This is a genomic window from Cellulomonas pasadenensis (assembly GCF_047229365.1).
Lineage (GTDB): Bacteria > Actinomycetota > Actinomycetes > Actinomycetales > Cellulomonadaceae > Cellulomonas.
Genome location: NZ_JBFTEP010000087.1, coordinates 1 through 15,698 on the forward strand (window position 1 = coordinate 1; position 15,698 = coordinate 15,698).

General features: G+C 77.3%; 14 protein-coding genes, 1 tRNA gene and 1 pseudogene. 9 read left to right on the top strand and 7 right to left on the bottom strand.

Annotated features, from left to right (window positions below; translation table 11 throughout):
• A partial coding sequence (locus AB6N23_RS12580; protein ID WP_412866390.1) for a hypothetical protein occupies nucleotides 1-1,211 on the top strand: 1,211 nt, incomplete at its 5' end.
• Between the two features lie 141 nt (nucleotides 1,212-1,352).
• Here the strand turns inward: AB6N23_RS12580 and AB6N23_RS12585 are convergent.
• On the bottom strand, nucleotides 1,353-1,730 hold the full coding sequence (locus AB6N23_RS12585; RefSeq protein WP_412866391.1) for a hypothetical protein: 378 nt from the start codon (nucleotides 1,728-1,730) through the stop codon (nucleotides 1,353-1,355).
• Between the two features lie 329 nt (nucleotides 1,731-2,059).
• Nucleotides 2,060-2,695, bottom strand: a complete 636-nt coding sequence (upp, locus tag AB6N23_RS12590) for a uracil phosphoribosyltransferase (RefSeq protein WP_412866392.1) — start codon at nucleotides 2,693-2,695, stop codon at nucleotides 2,060-2,062.
• A 138-nt stretch (nucleotides 2,696-2,833) separates the two neighbouring features.
• On the opposite strand from upp, the gene AB6N23_RS12595 reads away from it, so the two are divergent.
• Nucleotides 2,834-3,265, top strand: coding sequence for a nucleoside deaminase (locus AB6N23_RS12595; protein WP_412866403.1), 432 nt, complete (start codon nucleotides 2,834-2,836; stop codon nucleotides 3,263-3,265).
• Nucleotides 3,266-3,533: 268 nt separating this feature from the next.
• On the opposite strand, the gene AB6N23_RS12600 is transcribed toward AB6N23_RS12595, so the two are convergent.
• Nucleotides 3,534-4,436 carry a Sir2 family NAD-dependent protein deacetylase gene (locus AB6N23_RS12600; protein ID WP_412866393.1) on the bottom strand — a complete coding sequence of 301 codons (903 nt, stop codon included), beginning with the start codon at nucleotides 4,434-4,436 and terminating at the stop codon, nucleotides 3,534-3,536.
• A 117-nt stretch (nucleotides 4,437-4,553) separates the two neighbouring features.
• On the opposite strand from AB6N23_RS12600, the gene AB6N23_RS12605 reads away from it, so the two are divergent.
• Nucleotides 4,554-4,640 (top strand) — tRNA-Ser (locus tag AB6N23_RS12605).
• A gap of 146 nt (nucleotides 4,641-4,786) precedes the next feature.
• The gene (locus AB6N23_RS12610) at nucleotides 4,787-5,542 is read left to right on the top strand and encodes a Pr6Pr family membrane protein (RefSeq protein ID WP_412866394.1); all 756 of its coding nucleotides are present in this window, start codon (nucleotides 4,787-4,789) and stop codon (nucleotides 5,540-5,542) included.
• 33 nt (nucleotides 5,543-5,575) lie between these two features.
• On the opposite strand, the gene AB6N23_RS12615 is transcribed toward AB6N23_RS12610, so the two are convergent.
• Entirely contained in the window at nucleotides 5,576-7,438 is a 1,863-nt protein-coding gene (locus tag AB6N23_RS12615) for an AfsR/SARP family transcriptional regulator (RefSeq protein WP_412866395.1), read from the bottom strand.
• Between the two features lie 81 nt (nucleotides 7,439-7,519).
• Between AB6N23_RS12615 and AB6N23_RS12620 the strand changes: the two genes are divergently transcribed.
• Complete coding sequence (locus AB6N23_RS12620; protein ID WP_412866396.1) at nucleotides 7,520-8,398, top strand: alpha/beta fold hydrolase; 879 nt, start codon at nucleotides 7,520-7,522, stop codon at nucleotides 8,396-8,398.
• A 34-nt stretch (nucleotides 8,399-8,432) separates the two neighbouring features.
• Here AB6N23_RS12620 and AB6N23_RS12625 read toward each other — a convergent pair whose 3' ends face one another.
• Entirely contained in the window at nucleotides 8,433-9,470 is a 1,038-nt protein-coding gene (locus tag AB6N23_RS12625) for a LacI family DNA-binding transcriptional regulator (RefSeq protein WP_412866397.1), read from the bottom strand.
• A gap of 207 nt (nucleotides 9,471-9,677) precedes the next feature.
• On the opposite strand from AB6N23_RS12625, the gene AB6N23_RS12630 reads away from it, so the two are divergent.
• Nucleotides 9,678-11,315 carry a GH39 family glycosyl hydrolase gene (locus AB6N23_RS12630; RefSeq protein ID WP_412866398.1) on the top strand — a complete coding sequence of 546 codons (1,638 nt, stop codon included), beginning with the start codon at nucleotides 9,678-9,680 and terminating at the stop codon, nucleotides 11,313-11,315.
• A 79-nt stretch (nucleotides 11,316-11,394) separates the two neighbouring features.
• Here the strand turns inward: AB6N23_RS12630 and AB6N23_RS12635 are convergent, their stop codons facing one another.
• Nucleotides 11,395-12,603 carry an MFS transporter gene (locus tag AB6N23_RS12635; protein ID WP_412866399.1) on the bottom strand — a complete coding sequence of 403 codons (1,209 nt, stop codon included), beginning with the start codon at nucleotides 12,601-12,603 and terminating at the stop codon, nucleotides 11,395-11,397.
• Between the two features lie 276 nt (nucleotides 12,604-12,879).
• Nucleotides 12,880-13,869, bottom strand: a complete 990-nt coding sequence (locus tag AB6N23_RS12640) for an SDR family NAD(P)-dependent oxidoreductase (RefSeq protein ID WP_412866400.1) — start codon at nucleotides 13,867-13,869, stop codon at nucleotides 12,880-12,882.
• A gap of 120 nt (nucleotides 13,870-13,989) precedes the next feature.
• On the opposite strand from AB6N23_RS12640, the gene AB6N23_RS12645 reads away from it, so the two are divergent.
• The 3 genes and pseudogenes from AB6N23_RS12645 to AB6N23_RS12655 form a co-directional block, all read left to right on the top strand.
• Complete coding sequence (locus AB6N23_RS12645) at nucleotides 13,990-14,541, top strand: TetR/AcrR family transcriptional regulator (protein WP_412866401.1); 552 nt, start codon at nucleotides 13,990-13,992, stop codon at nucleotides 14,539-14,541.
• A 10-nt stretch (nucleotides 14,542-14,551) separates the two neighbouring features.
• Nucleotides 14,552-14,857: a hypothetical protein gene (locus AB6N23_RS12650; RefSeq protein WP_412866402.1), complete on the top strand. Its 306-nt coding sequence runs from the start codon at nucleotides 14,552-14,554 to the stop codon at nucleotides 14,855-14,857.
• Nucleotides 14,858-15,015: 158 nt separating this feature from the next.
• Nucleotides 15,016-15,698 (top strand): annotated as a pseudogene (locus AB6N23_RS12655) (hypothetical protein); the annotation flags it as partial.

Sequence of the window (15,698 nt, forward strand, 5' to 3'; positions counted from 1 at the left end):
GCGTCACGCTGCCCCGCGGCGTCACGCACGCGCCCGACGCCGTCGTGCCCGGCACCGACGGCTGCACGGCCGACGCGGGCGGCCGCGAGGTGCTGTGCCCGCTCGGGCGGCTGCCCGCCGGTACCACCCGGCCCGTGCAGCTCAACGTCCGCGTCGCGGGCGCGCTCGACCGCTCCGCCGAGATCCGCGTGACCGGCGCGGGCGCCGCGGAGGCGCGCGCGTCCGTGCGGGTCGTCGCCTCGTCCGCGAACCTCACGCCCGTGTGGTCCGGCATCGGCGACCTCGACGTCACCGAGGTCGGCGCGCCGCTGCTCGTCTGCCGCTACGGCGCGCAGGTCCCGTGCCCGTCGGTGCACCGCCCGCACGACAACAACGGCCTCGACATGCAGCCGCTCGACGACGCGCCGCCGCCCGGCCCGCGCGCCGACGTCCCCGTGTCGTCGCAGACCACCCTCGCCCTGCCCGCCGGCCGGCCCGTCGTGTGGGCGGGTCTGTACTGGTCCGGCGTGCGCGCGCCCGGGGACGGGTGGAGCGCCGAGCTGGGCACCGCGCGCCTGCGCGCCCCCGACGGCACGTGGACCGACGTGCGCGCCCCCGCCGACGCGATCACGCGCGTCGACGACTCCGGCCGCTCCTACTACCAGTCGGCCGTCGACGTCACCGACGTCGTCGCGCGCGGCGGCGCCGGGGCGTGGGCGCTCGCCGACGTCGCCGTCGCCGACGGCCGCAGCGACCCCGAGCCCACGTACTACGCGGGCTGGTCGCTCGTCGTCGTGCACGGCACGCAGGCCGCCGACGGCGCGTCCGTGACCGTGCACGCGGGCGGCGCCTGGATCGGCCGGGCCACCGCGGCGCCGGCGTTCGCGTTCGTCGCCGAGGCCGGCACGCGCGCGCGCATCGGCGTCGTCGCGTGGGAGGGGGACCGCGGGTCCGGCGACGACCGGCTCTCGCTGTCGGGCGTCGGCGCGCTGACGCCGCTGCGGTGGGACGGCACCGGGGTCGTCGGCGGCGGCTCGCGCGCGAACGCCTTCGACTCCACCGCCACCGGCTGGCGGTACGCGAACGCGCTCGGCGTCGACGCGAAGGGGTTCGAGGAGGTCGTGCTCGCGTCCGACGTCGGGACGCTCACGCCCACGACGTCGGCCGACCAGTACCTCATCGGCGTGGTCACCGTGCGGACGGTCGCACCCGACGGGGTCAGCGCGCCCTGAGCCGGCGCGGGTCGGGCGCGGGTCGGGCGCGGCACCGGTCGAGCGCGGCACCGGTCGAGCGCGGCACCGGTCGAGCGGGGTGCGCTGCCGGGCCGACCGGGGTCCCCCGATCCCATGACGCCGACCCGGCAGCGCGCGTCCTCAGCCGGCGTCCCCCGAGCCGGCGAGGACGTCGGGGTGCGGCACGGGCGCGGGGGCGCCGGGCTCGTCCGCCTCGGGCGGGGCGAGCAGCCGCAGGTGCGAGATCCGGTCACCGATGCGGCGCACGTCGCCGCTGGTGCCCGGCACGAGGGAGAGGGCGGCCGACGTCTCGGCCGTCGGGAGCAGGTCGTGGGCGAGCTCGCGCAGCATCTCGGCGGCCTCGGCAAGGTCGGCGGCGCTCGGCGCGGGGGCGTCGTCGCCCGTCGGCAGGCTCACGTACAGCACGAGCGCCGCGCGCGGCGGGGCGGCGGGCGGGTCGGCGGCGAGCGGGGCGACGGCCGCCGGTCGGCGGACGCGCGCGGTCGCGGGTGGCGTCATGGGTGTCTCCGGTGAGCGGGACCGGCGTCGACGCGGTGGGCGGAGCCGGCGGGGCGGGTGGTGGGCGGCGTCAGATGCGACAGCGGCGCGGATACCACCCGGACGCGACGACGGACGCACGCATGCCGGCGGCATGCACGGGTCGGCGCGTGACGGGGCTCATGGGACGATCGTGGCACGGTGGGACGAACCGGGTCCACGCGTTACGCGGGTGATCTCAGGGCCTGGGACGCGGCACCGGGCCCGGGATCTCAGGATCCGGTACGGACGGCGTCCGCGAGGGCGCGCGGCGGACGGCCGGGGCGGGGCCGGGACGCCCGCGGCGGTCGTCAGACGATGCCGTACAGACGGTCGCCCGCGTCGCCGAGCCCCGGGACGATGTACGCGTGCTCGTCGAGGCGCTCGTCGACGGCGGCGACGACGACCTGCACGTCCGCCCGGTCGCCGACGAAGTCCTCGACGACCTTCAGCCCCTCGGGCGCGGCGATGAGGCACACGGCCGTGACGTCGCGGGCGCCGCGCTGCAGCAGGTAGTCGATCGACGCGACGAGCGTGCCGCCCGTCGCGAGCATCGGGTCGAGCAGGAAGCACTGCCGGCCCGTGAGGTCGTCCGGGAGGCGGTTCGCGTACGTGATCGCCTCGAGCGTCTCCTCGTCGCGCTGCAGCCCGAGGAACCCGACCTCGGCCGTCGGCAGCAGCCGCGTCATGCCCTCGAGCATGCCGAGGCCGGCACGCAGGATCGGCACGACGATCGGGTTCGGGTCGGCGATCTTCACGCCCGTGGTCGTCGCGACCGGGGTGCGGATCTCGACCTCGGCCGTCCGGACGTCGCGCGTCGCCTCGTAGGCCAGCAGCGTGACGAGCTCGTCGACGAGCTGCCGGAACGTCGGGCTCGGCGTCTGCGCGTCACGCAGCACCGCGAGCTTGTGGGCGACGAGCGGGTGGTCGGCGACGTGCAGGCGCATGGGTGCCAGGGTAGTGCGAGGATGCGGGCGCACGGGTTGCGGGAGCACGGAGGCGGGGCGGTGGACGACGCGAGCACGGGCGCCGACGTCGTCGTGACGCCCCGGTCGCCGTGGGCCACCCCCGCGGACGACGCCGCGATGGCGGCCGCGCTCGACGAGGCCCGGGCGGCGCTCGCGACCGACGACGTGCCCGTCGGCGCGGTGGTGCTCGGCCCGGACGGGGCGGTGGTCGGGCGCGGCCGCAACGGGCGGGAGGCCGACGGTGACCCGACGGCGCACGCCGAGGTCGTCGCCCTGCGCGCGGCCGCCGCGACGCTCGGGCGCTGGCGGCTCGACGACTGCACGCTCGTCGTCACCCTCGAGCCGTGCCTCATGTGCGCGGGGGCGACCCTGCTGGCGCGCGTGCCGCGGCTCGTCCTGGGCGCGTGGGACCCGAAGGCGGGCGCGTGCGGCTCGCAGTGGGACGTCGTGCGCGACCGCCGCACGAACCACCGCGTCGAGGTCGTCGCCGGCGTCCGCGCGGACGAGTGCGCCGCCCTCCTGCGCACGTTCTTCACGCACCACCGCTGACGCCGCCCGCGCCTGCCGGACCCGCACCCCGCCCGGCTCGCACGCCGCGGCCCGCACAACACGAGCGCGGTACATGCGTCACGAGTGCGGGTGTCGCACCACCCGCGCTCGTGACGCATCGACCGCAGTGGTGGCCGGGCGCCGTCGCCGGCGTGCGGGGGTCGGGTCTGCGCCGAGTGCGGTGGCTGCCGCCGAGTGCGGGTGGTGCAGCTGCCGCGGTCGGTGGGACCTACCGCGGTCGGCGATGGGGGCGGCGTGAGGGCGGGGGTCAGGCGTCGCGCGGGAGCGCCGGGAGGAGGGAGACCAGGGCCGCGAGGAGCTCGGACGTGCCCGTGTGGAGGGTGAGGGTCGCCCAGCGGTCGCCGCGGGTCTCGCCGCGGTTGACGACGACGACCGGCTTGCCGGCCTGCGCGGCGTGGCGCACGAACCGCAGCCCCGACTGCACGCTCAGCGACGACCCCGCGACGAGCAGCGCGTCCGCGGCGTCGACCATCGCGTACGCCCGCTCGACGCGCTCGCGCGGCACGTTCTCGCCGAAGTAGACGATGTCCGGCTTGAGGATGCCGCCGCACGGTCGCGACCGGTCGTCGGGGTCCGGCGCCCAGCACGCCTGCACGCGGAAGTCGGCGGTCCGCTCGATCACCGCGTCGGCGTCGGGCGCGATCTCGACGTCGCCGACCTCGCCGCCGACGCGCTCGACGAACCCGGGGTTGAGGGCCTCGAGCCGCTCCGCCAGCACCGCGCGCGGGTACACCGTGCGGCAGCGCAGGCACACGACCCGGTCGTACCGGCCGTGCAGGTCGATGACGTTGCGCGACCCCGCCGCCTCGTGCAGCAGGTCGACGTTCTGCGTGACGACGCCGAGCACGACGCCGCGCTCCTCGAGCGCGGCCAGCGCCCGGTGGCCCGCGTTCGGGTGCGTCTCGTGCACGTGCCGCCAGCCGACGTGGTTGCGCGCCCAGTAGTGGCGGCGGAACGCCTCGTCGCCGACGAACTGCTGGAACGTCATCGGCGTGCGCGGCGGCGAGTCCGGGCCGCGGTAGTCGGGGATGCCGGAGTCGGTCGAGACGCCCGCGCCGGTGAGCGCGGTGAGGCGGCGGCCGGCGAGCAGGGCCACGACGTCGTCGAGGGTGCCGCGCACGGCGGCGGGACGGGCCGGGGACGTGCTCACCGCTCCACGGTACGTCCCGCCCGCGGGCCGGCACGGCGGCCGGCGGCGCACGTGCCGCAGGTCACGGACGGCCGGATTGGGACCCACGGGCGTCCACCGGGTAGGGTTACCCGCCGAGGTAGCGTGTCCGAGCGGCCTAAGGAGCACGCCTCGAAAGCGTGTGTGGGTGAAAGTCCACCGTGGGTTCAAATCCCACCGCTACCGCTCGATCGACAGCCCGGACCCGACAGGGTCCGGGCTGTCGGCGTTCGTGGCTCGGGCGGTGCGGTGCACGGCTGCCGTGGAGGGCTGCGGACGGCGTCCGGGCCGCCGGCGGACGTCCGCGCGGGGCCCTCACTAGGGTGGCCGCCGTGCCCGCCGCCGACCCGCCCCGTCGTCCGTCGGCGGCCGTCGCGGCCGCCCGGGTGCTCGTCGGCGTCCTCGCGCTCGCCGTGCTCGGGTCCTCGTACGCCGGGCAGCGGGCCGCCGGGCGCGGGGCGCTCGTCGACTTCCTCGGCTACTTCACGAACCTGACCAGCCTGCTCGCGGCGGTGCTGCTCGTCGCCGTCGGCGGGCCCACGCTGGCCGGCCGCGCGGTGCCGGTCGCGCTGACGACGGCCCGGGGCGTCGCGACGGCGTGCCTGCTGGTCGTCGCCGTGGTCTACAACGCCGTCCTGCCCGGCGACGGCGGTGCCGCGCCGTGGGTGAGCGCGGTGCTGCACGGCGTGCTGCCGGTGCTCGTGCTGCTGGACTGGCTGCTCGTCGCCGACCGACCGCCCCTGCCGTGGCGGCGGCTGTGGCTCGTGCTGCCGTACCCGGTGCTGTGGCTGGCGGTCGTCCTCCTGCGCGGCGCCACCGACGGGTGGGTGCCGTACGGGTTCCTGCTGCCGGAGCACGGGACGCGCTCGCTCGCGCTGCACGTCGCCGGGCTGCTCGTCGTGCTGCTGGCCGCGGGTGCGCTGGTGTGGGGGATCAGCCGGACGCGGGGCGTGCGTCGGCTCGGCGCGCCGTCCGCGCCGACCGGCCGGGGGTCTGCGCCCGGCGGCCACGGGTCGCCGTCCGCCGATCACGGGTCGGCACCCACCGGCCGCGAGCCGGCGTCCACCGGTCACCGGCCCGTCGGCTGACGCCCCCGCCGCCTCAGCCGTCGCCCCGCCGCCTCAGCCGTCGCCCGCCAGCAGGTCCCGCACCGCCCCCAGGTCCACCACGCCGCTGCCCGCCGCGCGCTCGGCGCGGGCCGGCGCGAGGGCCGCGGACGCGCGCGCGACGACGTCGGGTGCGTCCGCGTCGCGTGCGGCCGTGAGCAGCAGCGCCCACGTCGCCTCGAGCAGGAGGTCGTGCCGTGGCGCCGGCGCGACGGCGAGCGCACGGCGGGCCTCGTCGCGGTGCCCCGCCCGCACCAGCAGCAGCGGCCGGAGCCACGGCTCGTAGGGCCCCGGGTCGGGAGCGTCACCGTCGGTTCCCGCGAGCGCCGCGCCCACGTCCCCGCCCGCGCGCAGCGCCCGCGTCACCCGGCTGAGCGCGACGAGCCCGCGCGAGAACCCGGGCATCTCGTCCGGCGCCGGCGGCTCGGGGGCACCGGCGAAGGCGTGCCGGAACCACGCGGTGAACGTCGACGCCAGCGGCCGCTCGGCGGCGGCCGCCACCGCATCCACCGCGTCCGCCTCGGCGGCCGCGTCGTCGAGCCGGCCCAGCGCGCACAGCGCCTGCATCCGCACGATCCGCCCGCAGATCTCGAACGTCGTCGACTCGGCCCGGCGCGCGGCGGCCACGAGCTGCGCGCCGATGCGCTCGCGGTCGTCCGCCAGCCCTGCGCGCGCGAACCGCTGCATGGCCCGGCCGCTGAGCGCGAGGCACAGCAGCCGGTCGTCCCCGAGCTCGCGCGCCAGCCGCTCCGCCTCGGCCGACTCCGCCGCGCGCGCGGCCGTGCCGCGGTCCTCGAGCGCGATCGTCGCGAGCAGCCGGGCGCGGGCGTGCGGGCTGCCGGCGACGCGGGGGAGCGTGCGGCTCGCCGCGGCGACGACGGCCGCCGCGAGCTCCTCGTCGTCCGAGCGCGTCCACACGCCCGGGGCCTCCAGCCCGCCGATGACACGCGCCGTGAGCCGCGGGTCGTCCAGCTGCTCCGCCGCGGCGACGGCCGCGAGCCGCTGGGTCCGCACGGTCGCGAGGTCGCCGGAGACGGCGAGGCTGGTGAGGACGGCGCCCGACGCCTCCAGCCGCGCGCGCGCACCCCGCCGGTCGAGCGCGGACAGACCGGCGTCGTGCCAGGGCTGCACGCGGCGGTCGAGGATCTCCCGCTCGAGCGCGTCGAGGGCGGGGCCGGGGTCGAGCCCGAGGTCGTCGGCGAACGTGCGGCGGCCCCGCCGCAGCACGTCGAGGGCGTCGGCGGGGCGGTGCGCGCGGTGCAGCGCGGTGGCGAGCAGCCGCCAGCCGTCCTCGCGCCACGGGTGCGCGGCGACGTGCGGGTCCAGCAGCGCGGCGGCGTCGGCCGCGCGGCCCGTCGCGGTCAGCGCGTCCCCGAGGCGCTCGACGAGGTCGGCCCGCAGGGCGGCGAGCCGTGCCCGCGCCGGCTGGGCCCACGGGCGGTCGGCGAGCTCCTCGTACGCGTCGCCGCGCCACTCCGCCAGGGCGTGCGTGAGCAGCGGGACGGCCGTCGCGGGGGACGCGCCGCGGGCGTCGGCGGCCGCGTCGACCACCCGCCACGCGTCGACCGCCGCGCGCGGCAGGCGCAGCGCGTACCCGGTGCCGACGGTGACGACCACGCGCGGCGGGGTGCGCGGGGGCCGGTCGGGCTCGAGCGCCCGGCGCAGCTCCCCGACGAACGTGCGCACCGCCCCGACGGCACCGGCGGGTGCGGCGCCGTCCCACAGGTCGTCGACGAGCGCGTCGGTCGTGAGCGTCCGCCCGCCCGCGTCGACGAGGAGCGCCAGCAGCTCGCGCAGCCGGGGCTTCGGCAGGGCGAGAGGTGCGCCGTCCGCCGCGGCGGACACGCTCCCCAGCACCCGGATCTGCACGTCCGCCACCCCGGCAGGCTAGCCCGCTGATCGGCCGCTGATCGGGCCCGGGCAGCGTGGGCGGCACGCCACCCGACCCACGGAGGACCGATGTCCCTGACCATCCCCGGCTTCGCCCAGCACCGCGTCGAGACCGCGCCCGGTGTCACCCTGCACGCCGCCGTCGCGGGCAGCGGGCCCGCCGTCGTCCTGCTGCACGGCTTCCCGCAGACGCACGTCATGTGGCGCCACGTCGCCGCCGACCTCGCGCGCGACCACACCGTCATCTGCCCGGACCTGCGGGGCTACGGCGCCAGCGACAAGCCCGCCGAGGCCGACGAGCACACGTACGCCAAGCGCACGATGGCCGCCGACGTCGTCGCGCTGGCCGCCGCGCTCGGGCACGACCGGTTCGCGCTCGCGGGGCACGACCGCGGCGCGCTCGTCGCGGTCCGCGCGGGCCTCGACCACCCCGACGCCGTCACGCACATGCTGGTCCTCGACGTGCTGCCGACCCTCGACATGTGGGACGTGCTGCACGGCGTCGACGCGAAGGTGGCCTGGCACCTGTACCTGATGGCGCAGCCGGCCGGCGTGCCCGAGCCGATGATCGCCGCCGTCGCGGACACGTTCTTCGCGGCGTTCCTCGACGGGTGGGTGGCCGACCCGGCCGCCATCCCGGCCGAGTACCGCGCCGAGTACCTGCGGGCCAGCCGGGAGGCCGTGCCGTCGATCGTCGCGGACTACCGCGCGTCGGCCGGGATCGACGTCGCGCACGACCGCGCGGACCGCGCCGCCGGGCGGACGCTGACCATGCCCGTCACCGTGGTGCAGCAGGACTGGGGTGCCACGCTCGGGTACGACGCGGCGGCGCTGTGGGGCGCGTGGTCCGACGACCTGCACCACCGCACCACGTCGGCGGGCCACTTCCTGGCGGAGGAGGCCCCGGCCGAGGTGATCGCTGACCTGCGGGCGCTGCTGACGCGCTGAGGCTCACGCCCGACCCGGTCCCGCCGGCCCGGCGTCAGGCCGGCGGAGCCGTCGAGTCGCGCACCGTCAGCGTCGTGACGAGCTGGACCTGCCGCGACGCCGGCTGCACGCCGTCGGCCATCGCGAGGACCGTCTCGACGGCCATGCGGCCCATGCCGGTCAGGGGCTGGTGCACGGACGTCAGCGCGGGGGAGGTCCACATCGCCTGCGGGGTGTCGTCGAAGCCGACGACGCTCAGGCGTCCCGGCACGGGGACGCCGTGCTCGCGCGCGGCGGCCAGCACGCCCACGGCGATCTCGTCGTCGCCGCACACGACGGCGGTCGGCGGCGACGGCAGGCGCAGCAGCTCGCGCGCGTGCCGCAGGCCGGTGTCGACGGAGAACCAGCCGTCGCGCACGAGGTCCCGGTCGAGGCCGACGCCCGCGGAGTCGAGCGCCGCGCTGTAGCCGTGGAACCTCTCCTGCGACGCGGCGGACGCCGACGGGCCGCCGATCCACGCGATGCGCCGGTGGCCGAGCTCGAGCAGGTGCTCGGCGGCGGTGCGTCCGCCGGCCCAGTTGGTCGAGCCGATGCTGACGACCTCGGGCGTGTCGACGTCGACGGGGTCGACCATGACGAAGGGCAGCCCGGCGGCCTCCGCGGCGGCGAGCATCGTCGCCGGCTCGCCGACGGTGAGGCCGATGACGCCGACGACGCCCGACGCGAGCTGCTGCTCCACCCACGCGCGGGCGAGCGTGCGGGTGCGGCGCGCCTCGCGGTCGGGCGCGGCCCGCAGCAGGAGGTCGGCCCGGCTCGCGGTGGCCGCGGCGAGCACGCCGCGCAGGACGCCGGAGACGTACGGGGACTCCTCGCCGTCGAGCACGGCGGCGAGCGCGCGCGTGCGCGGCGGGGTCCACGGCTGCGTGCTCGGGCGGTAGCCGAGCTCGGCGACGGCGTCGAGGACGCGGCGCCGTGTGTCCTCGGCGATGTCGCTGCGCCCGTTGAGGGCCTTCGACACCGTGCCCTTCGTGACGCCCGCGCGTGCGGCGACGTCCGTGAGCGTGACGCGCCCCGAGGGCGGCCTGCCAGCCATGTGCGCTCCTTCACCGAAACCGTTTCGACCATAGTCGACGCGGCAACGGATGGCAACGACCCCGAAGCGTTTCGTCGTTCGTCTGATTGACCGGCTCATCGGGTGCAGGTAGCGTCGCAGCGCAGCGCAGGGTTGCGAAACAGTTGCGAGGTCTCGACGGCGCAAGGTCTGAGCGGGACGCACCATCCACGAGGAGCGACGGGACAGATGACCCACCCCACGCCGGCCCCCGCCCCGTACCGGATCGACGGCGCGACGCCCGAGGAGCGGCCGCTGCGCCACATCTGGAACGCCTGCCTCGGCGCCGGCCGCGCCAACGAGGCGCTGCGCGCCGACTGGCAGGCGCACTTCCGCGAGGCCGTCGACGTGCTCGGGGCCCGCGCCGTGCGGTTCCACGGCATCTTCCACGACGACATGTTCGTGTACCGCGCCACGTACGGCGGCGGCTTCGGGCCGGACACCGTGCTGGCGGAGCCGGTGCACACGTTCGCCTACGTCGACAAGGTCGTGGACTTCGTCCTCGAGGCAGGCGCCCGCCCGTTCGTCGAGCTGGGGTTCATGCCGCGCGCGCTGGCGACGCAGACCGAGACGCTGTTCTGGTGGAAGGCGCACTGCAGCCCGCCCACCGACATGGGCGCGTGGGCCGAGCTGGTGCGCGCGACCGTGCAGCACTGGGTCGACCGGTACGGCCTCGACGAGGTGCGCGAGTGGCGCTTCGAGGTGTGGAACGAGCCGAACCTCGTGCCCCACTTCTGGACCGGCACGCGCACGCAGTACTTCGAGCTGTACGAGGCGTCGGTGCGGGCCGTGAAGTCGGTCGACGAGCGGCTCCTGGTCGGCGGGCCGTCCACCAGCGTCTTCGTCGCGGACGACCGGTACGCGGGCGAGGTCGAGGACCCGAGCCGCACGCTCGGCACGGCGACCGCCACGGACGTCGACGCGCTCGACTGGCGGCCGGTCTGGATCGAGGAGTTCATCGCCTGGTGCGCCGAGCGCGACCTGCCGGTGGACTTCCTCACCACGCACCTGTACCCGACGGACTTCGCGTTCGGCGCGAACGGCGAGGCCGTGCACATCCGCCGGCACGTCGACGCCACGCACGACGACCTGACGGCGATGCAGGAGATCATCGCGAGCAGCCCGTACCCGGACGCCGAGCTGCACATCACCGAGTGGTCGACGTCCCCGTCCAGCCGCGACCGCATGCACGACACGCTCTTCGCCGCGACGTACGTGACGCGCGCGTTCCTGCGCTGCGCCGACCTGACCGACTCGCTCGCGTACTGGACGTTCACGGACGTCTTCGAGGAGGGCGGCGCCGGCCTCGGCCCGTTCCACGGCGGGTTCGGCCTCGTCAACGAGCAGGGCCTGCACAAGCCGACGTTCCACGCGTTCGCGATGCTCGCGCGCCTCGGCGACCGGGTGCTGCTCGACACGTCGCACGGGGTGGTCACGCGGGACAGTGCGACCGACGCGGTGTCGGCCGTCTTCTTCCACTACCCCGACGACATGGGCCGGCGACCCGTGGGCTCCGCGGACTCCTACGCCGAGACGCGCGCGCTCGCGCAGGTCGGGTCGCCGCGGCGCGTCCGGCACGTCGTCGACGGGCTGACGCCCGGCGCGCGGTTCGAGGTCGAGCGCGTCGACTGGGAGCACGGCAACGTCGCCGAGGCGTGGCACGCCATGGGCGAGCCGCTCAACCTCTCGCGCGAGCAGACGGCGCGGCTGCGCGCGGTCGCGGACGACCTGTGGCGCTCGGGGCTCGTCGTGGACGACGACGGCGTGCTGACGATCGACCTGGAGCTGCCCCCGTGGGCCGTGGTGTCGGTGGCGCCGGCGCGCTGACGTCGTCCCGGGATGCGGGTGACCGCCCGCATCCGGGTCCGGCGGGCCGCGGCAGGTCCTCGGCGGGCCGGACCGGCGGTCAGCGGACCGGTACCTCCTGGACGCGCTCCGCGCGACGGCCCACGCGCACCGCGGCCGTCCAGAGCAGCACGGCGACAACGATCGTCACGGCGACGGCGCGCAGCGCCGCCTCCACGGACACGTCGGTGAGAGCACCGATGGCGAGGTTGGCAACGATCGCCACGAGGGAGCCGCAGAAGCTGCTGACGGACAGGGTGGTCGCCTGCGCGCCGCCCGGTGCCGCCGCCACCTTCAGCGCGCCGCTCATGGGCAGGCAGAGGCTCAGCGCGACGGCGATCACGTACGAGCCGACCACCACCGTCACCGCGCCGGAGAAGGACGCGACGACGTACCCGGCCGCGCCGCAGGCGAGCGACACGGCGTACGCCCGCTCGAGGCCCAGCCACCCCTCCAGCCTGCGGGTCAGCTGGCTCATGACCACGGCGACCAGGGTGCCCCCCGCGATGATCCACCCGATGTGGGCGAGCGTGACGCCCTCCGACAGCAGCCGTGGCTGCAGGATCGGGTTGATCGCGCTCAGGAGCGCGAACTGCGGCAGCGCGGAGAAGAAGATCAGCACCGGGCTGCGGCGGATGGCCGCCAGCGCGGTCCGGACGGATCCGCCGGCACCGGAGGCGTCCGCCGGGACCGCACGCGTGCCGTCCGGGAGGAACCACGACAGGACGAAGCCCAGACCGGCGAAGACCGCGGTGACCCGCACGGGCACCGCGAGCCCCATGGTCGCGAGCTGCCCGCCCACCCCGGCGGAGACCAGCCCGCCCACCAGCATCGCCTGGTTCAGGCGGGCGAAGGAGTGGGCCGGCCCGTGCCTCTGCTCGCCCTGCGCCGCGCGGAGCTCCATCACGTAGATCTCGCGGGCGCCCGACAGCGCGGCCAGACTGACACCGAACAGCACCGAGGCGACGGCGAAGCCGGCGTACGAGTCGGCGATCGCGAAGACGGTCTGGGACGCGAACTGCGCCCCGAAGGCGGCGATCACCAGGCGGCGCGGTCCGAACCGGTCGGACAGGTGCCCCGACGGCACCTCCGCCACGAGCATCGCGCCGAGCATGACGCTCTCCAGGGAGAAGATCGCGCCGAGCGCGACGCCGTGCGACTGCAGGTAGATCGTCGAGATCGCCTGCGTGAAGTTGAGGGCCGCCAGGACCGTGCAGGCCAGGAGCAGCACCGGCACGCCGCCGGGCGACCGGGGCGGTGGCGCGGGCATCGTCGCTCCCTGCGTCGTGCGGCGTGGTCGGCGGCGTGCCGTGTGCGCCGCGCGCCGGAGGCTACGGCGCCGGCGTCCCGTGCGGCGCGGTGATTTCCGATCCGCAGGCCGCGGCCCGGCCTGCGGATCGAGGCGTGAGCGCGCCGGCGTCGCCGGTCCCGGTGCCGGCCGAGGCGGTGGACGCCGCGCGCTGACGCCCCGGTGCGCCGGAGTGGTCTGCCGGGGCGGCGCCCGGGAGGCGCTGCCGGGTGCCGCCGACGTCCGCGGCCGCCTGCGTCAGGCCGTCAGCCGCTCCACCTCCGCCCACAGCGCCGCGCCGACGGCCGGGTCGTCGACGGTCGCGTGCCGCTCGGCGACCACCCGGGTGTCGGTGCGCGGGCCGCCGGGCGCGAGGACCCGGTCCGCCGGGGCGTCGTCCGCGACCGCCGCCATCAGCAGCGGGAGGACGGCCTGCTCCACGGTGCGCGCCATGAGCGCCGCGAGCACGCGGCTCGTGACGCGCATGAGCGGCGTCGAGCCGCCGGACTGCAGCGGCGTGCGCGCGACGTTCGGGTGCACCACGACGCTGCGCACCGTGGAGCCGTCGGTCGCGAGCCGGCGCCCGCGCTCACGGGCGAGCACCATCTGCGCGAGCTTGGTGGCGCTGTACTGCGCCGGGGGTGACCAGCGACGGGCGGCGCCGAGGTCGGTGAGGTCGACGCGCCGGCGCAGCAGCCGGTACATCGCGGACCCCACCGTGACGACCCGACCGGCGGGCGCCGCCTCGAGCGCGTCGCGCAGCCCGTGCGTGAGCACGTGCGGGCCGAGCACGTGCGTGGCCAGCATGACCTCGTGCCCGCCGACGGTGCTGCGCTTGGGCGCGCCGCCGGTGCCGGCGTTGTGCACGAGCGCGTCGAGCGGGCGGTCGCCGACGCGGGCCGCCAGCGCGCGGACGGACGCCAGGTCCGCGACGTCGACGCGCTCGACCGTGACGTCGCCGCGGGCGCCCGCGCCGAGCAGGCGGTCGCGCACGGCCTCGCCCCGACGCTCGTCGCGGACGGCGAGGACGACGTCGGCGCCCGCGGCCGCGAGGTCCGCGGCGAGCGCGGCGCCGAGCCCGCTCGAGGCGCCGGTGACGAGGGCGCGGCGGCCGGTGAGGTCGGGGACGTCGGCGCGGGTCCAGGTGAGGGTGCGGCGGTCGACGCCACGGCGGCGAGCCGTGCCGCGGTCGGGTGACGTGCCGCGGCGGGGAGCGGTGGGGGCGGTGGGCACGGCGTCCGTGGGCATGGCGTCCTCCTGGTGCGGGGTCGGGCGTCGAACCGGATGGGCTATCCACTGCAGCATACGCAAAGATCGGATCATCTATCCGATCGGATGGGCGCTCCGACACGGCGGTAGGCTGATCACGTGACCGACCTGCGCGCCGATGCCGCCCGGAACCGCGCTCGCGTCCTCGACGTCGCGCGCCGGCGCGTCGACGACGGCGACCTCGCCCTGCCGATGAACGCCCTCGCGGCGGAGGCCGGTGTGGGCGTCGGCACCGCGTACCGGCACTTCCGCGACCGCACCGGCCTGCTGGCCGCGCTCGCCCGCCCGCGGGTCGACGTGCTGCTCGACGACGCCCGCGCCGCCGCGGCGACCGACGACGCCGTCGCCGGGCTCGGCGCACTGCTGCACGCCGTGCTGCGCGCGCAGCGGGACGACCCGGCGGTCGCCGAGCTGCTGCGCACCGGCGCCGGCGACGACGGGCACGTCGCGGAGGCCCTGCGCGCCCTGACCGACGTCGCCGAGCGCGTCCTCGACCGCGCGAAGACGCAGGGCGTCCGCGCCGACCTGCACGCCGACGACCTGCGCCGGCTGCTGTGCGGCGTCGACCACGCCGCGCGCCTCGGCCCCGACCCGGCCGCCGACGCCGCCCGGTACGTCGACATGCTGCTGCCGGGCCTGCGCGGCGCGTGAGGGTGTCGGCGTGCCGTCCTACCGCGTGACCGCGACCGTGGGCCTGCTGCGCCCGGGCACGCAGCCGCAGGACGTGCTGCCCGAGGCCGTCGCCGCGGCACGTGCGCTGACGATCGTCGAGGCGCACGACGTCGGCGTCGTCCGCGGGGCCGCGCGCGTCACCGTCCGCTTCGAGGCCACCGGTGACGGCGAGGCCCGCCGCGTCGGGTGGGCCGTGCTCAGCCGGCTCGACGAGCTGGCCGAGACGACCGACGGCCGCCTGACCCGCCGCTACGGCAACCGCTGGTTGCCGCCGCGCCGCCCGAACGCCGGCTGACGCCACGCGCCGGGACGCCCACGCGGTCGAGACGGCCGTCGTGCAGCGGTCGGGCGGCCGGGCGCTGCACGACGGCCGGTTCGGCCACCGTCGTGGCGGGGTCGCGGACGCGGCCGGGTGGCGGTGCCGTCCGGCGGGACGTCCGGCAGGCTGGGGCCGTGGTCAGCCTGGACGAGGTGGTCGACGACCTGTACGGCGGGTCGCTCGCCGACTTCGTCGCGCGCCGGGACGCCGCCGTCCGCGCGGCACGCGCCGCCAAGGACCGGGACCTCGCGCGCGAGATCGCCGCGCTGCGCAAGCCGACGCTCGCCGCGTGGGCGGTGAACCTGCTGGTGCGCGACGACCCCGACCTCGCCGGGCAGGTCCGCGCCGTCGGGGAGGGGCTCCAGGAGGCCGAGCGGTCGCTCGACGGGCCCGCGCTGCGCGAGCTGACGACGCAGCGCCGGCGGCTCGTCGCCGGGCTGGTCCAGCGCGCCCGGCGGCTCGCCGCGGCCGCCGGGCAGAAGGTGTCGGAGGCGGCCGCGCAGGAGGTCGACCGCACGCTGACGGCGGCGCTGCTCGACCCGCGCGTCGCCGCGGCCGTCACCAGCGGCACCCTCACGCAGGGGCAGGAGTACGTGGGCTTCGGCGGCGCCGACGGCGACGACCACGAGGGGACCGACGCCGTCGTCACGCCGTTCCCGGTGGGCGGGCGCGACGGGCGTGCGCGCGGTGCGTCGGCGGGGGCGGCGGCGCCGGGTCGGGGCTCGCGGGCGGAACGGGACGACACGGCGGCACGCGGGCGGCGGACCGACGGCGGCGCGGACGACGGCGGCGCGGACGACGGCGGCCGGGACGACGG

Coding starts and splice junctions, on each gene's coding strand:
- upp (WP_412866392.1), bottom strand. CDS start 2,695: ATGCGCCTGCACGTCGCCGACCACCCGCTCGTCGCCCACAAGCTCGCG.
- AB6N23_RS12630 (WP_412866398.1), top strand. CDS start 9,678: ATGACCCACCCCACGCCGGCCCCCGCCCCGTACCGGATCGACGGCGCG.
- AB6N23_RS12620 (WP_412866396.1), top strand. CDS start 7,520: ATGTCCCTGACCATCCCCGGCTTCGCCCAGCACCGCGTCGAGACCGCG.
- AB6N23_RS12625 (WP_412866397.1), bottom strand. CDS start 9,470: ATGGCTGGCAGGCCGCCCTCGGGGCGCGTCACGCTCACGGACGTCGCC.
- AB6N23_RS12635 (WP_412866399.1), bottom strand. CDS start 12,603: ATGCCCGCGCCACCGCCCCGGTCGCCCGGCGGCGTGCCGGTGCTGCTC.
- AB6N23_RS12640 (WP_412866400.1), bottom strand. CDS start 13,869: ATGCCCACGGACGCCGTGCCCACCGCCCCCACCGCTCCCCGCCGCGGC.
- AB6N23_RS12595 (WP_412866403.1), top strand. CDS start 2,834: ATGGCGGCCGCGCTCGACGAGGCCCGGGCGGCGCTCGCGACCGACGAC.
- AB6N23_RS12585 (WP_412866391.1), bottom strand. CDS start 1,730: ATGACGCCACCCGCGACCGCGCGCGTCCGCCGACCGGCGGCCGTCGCC.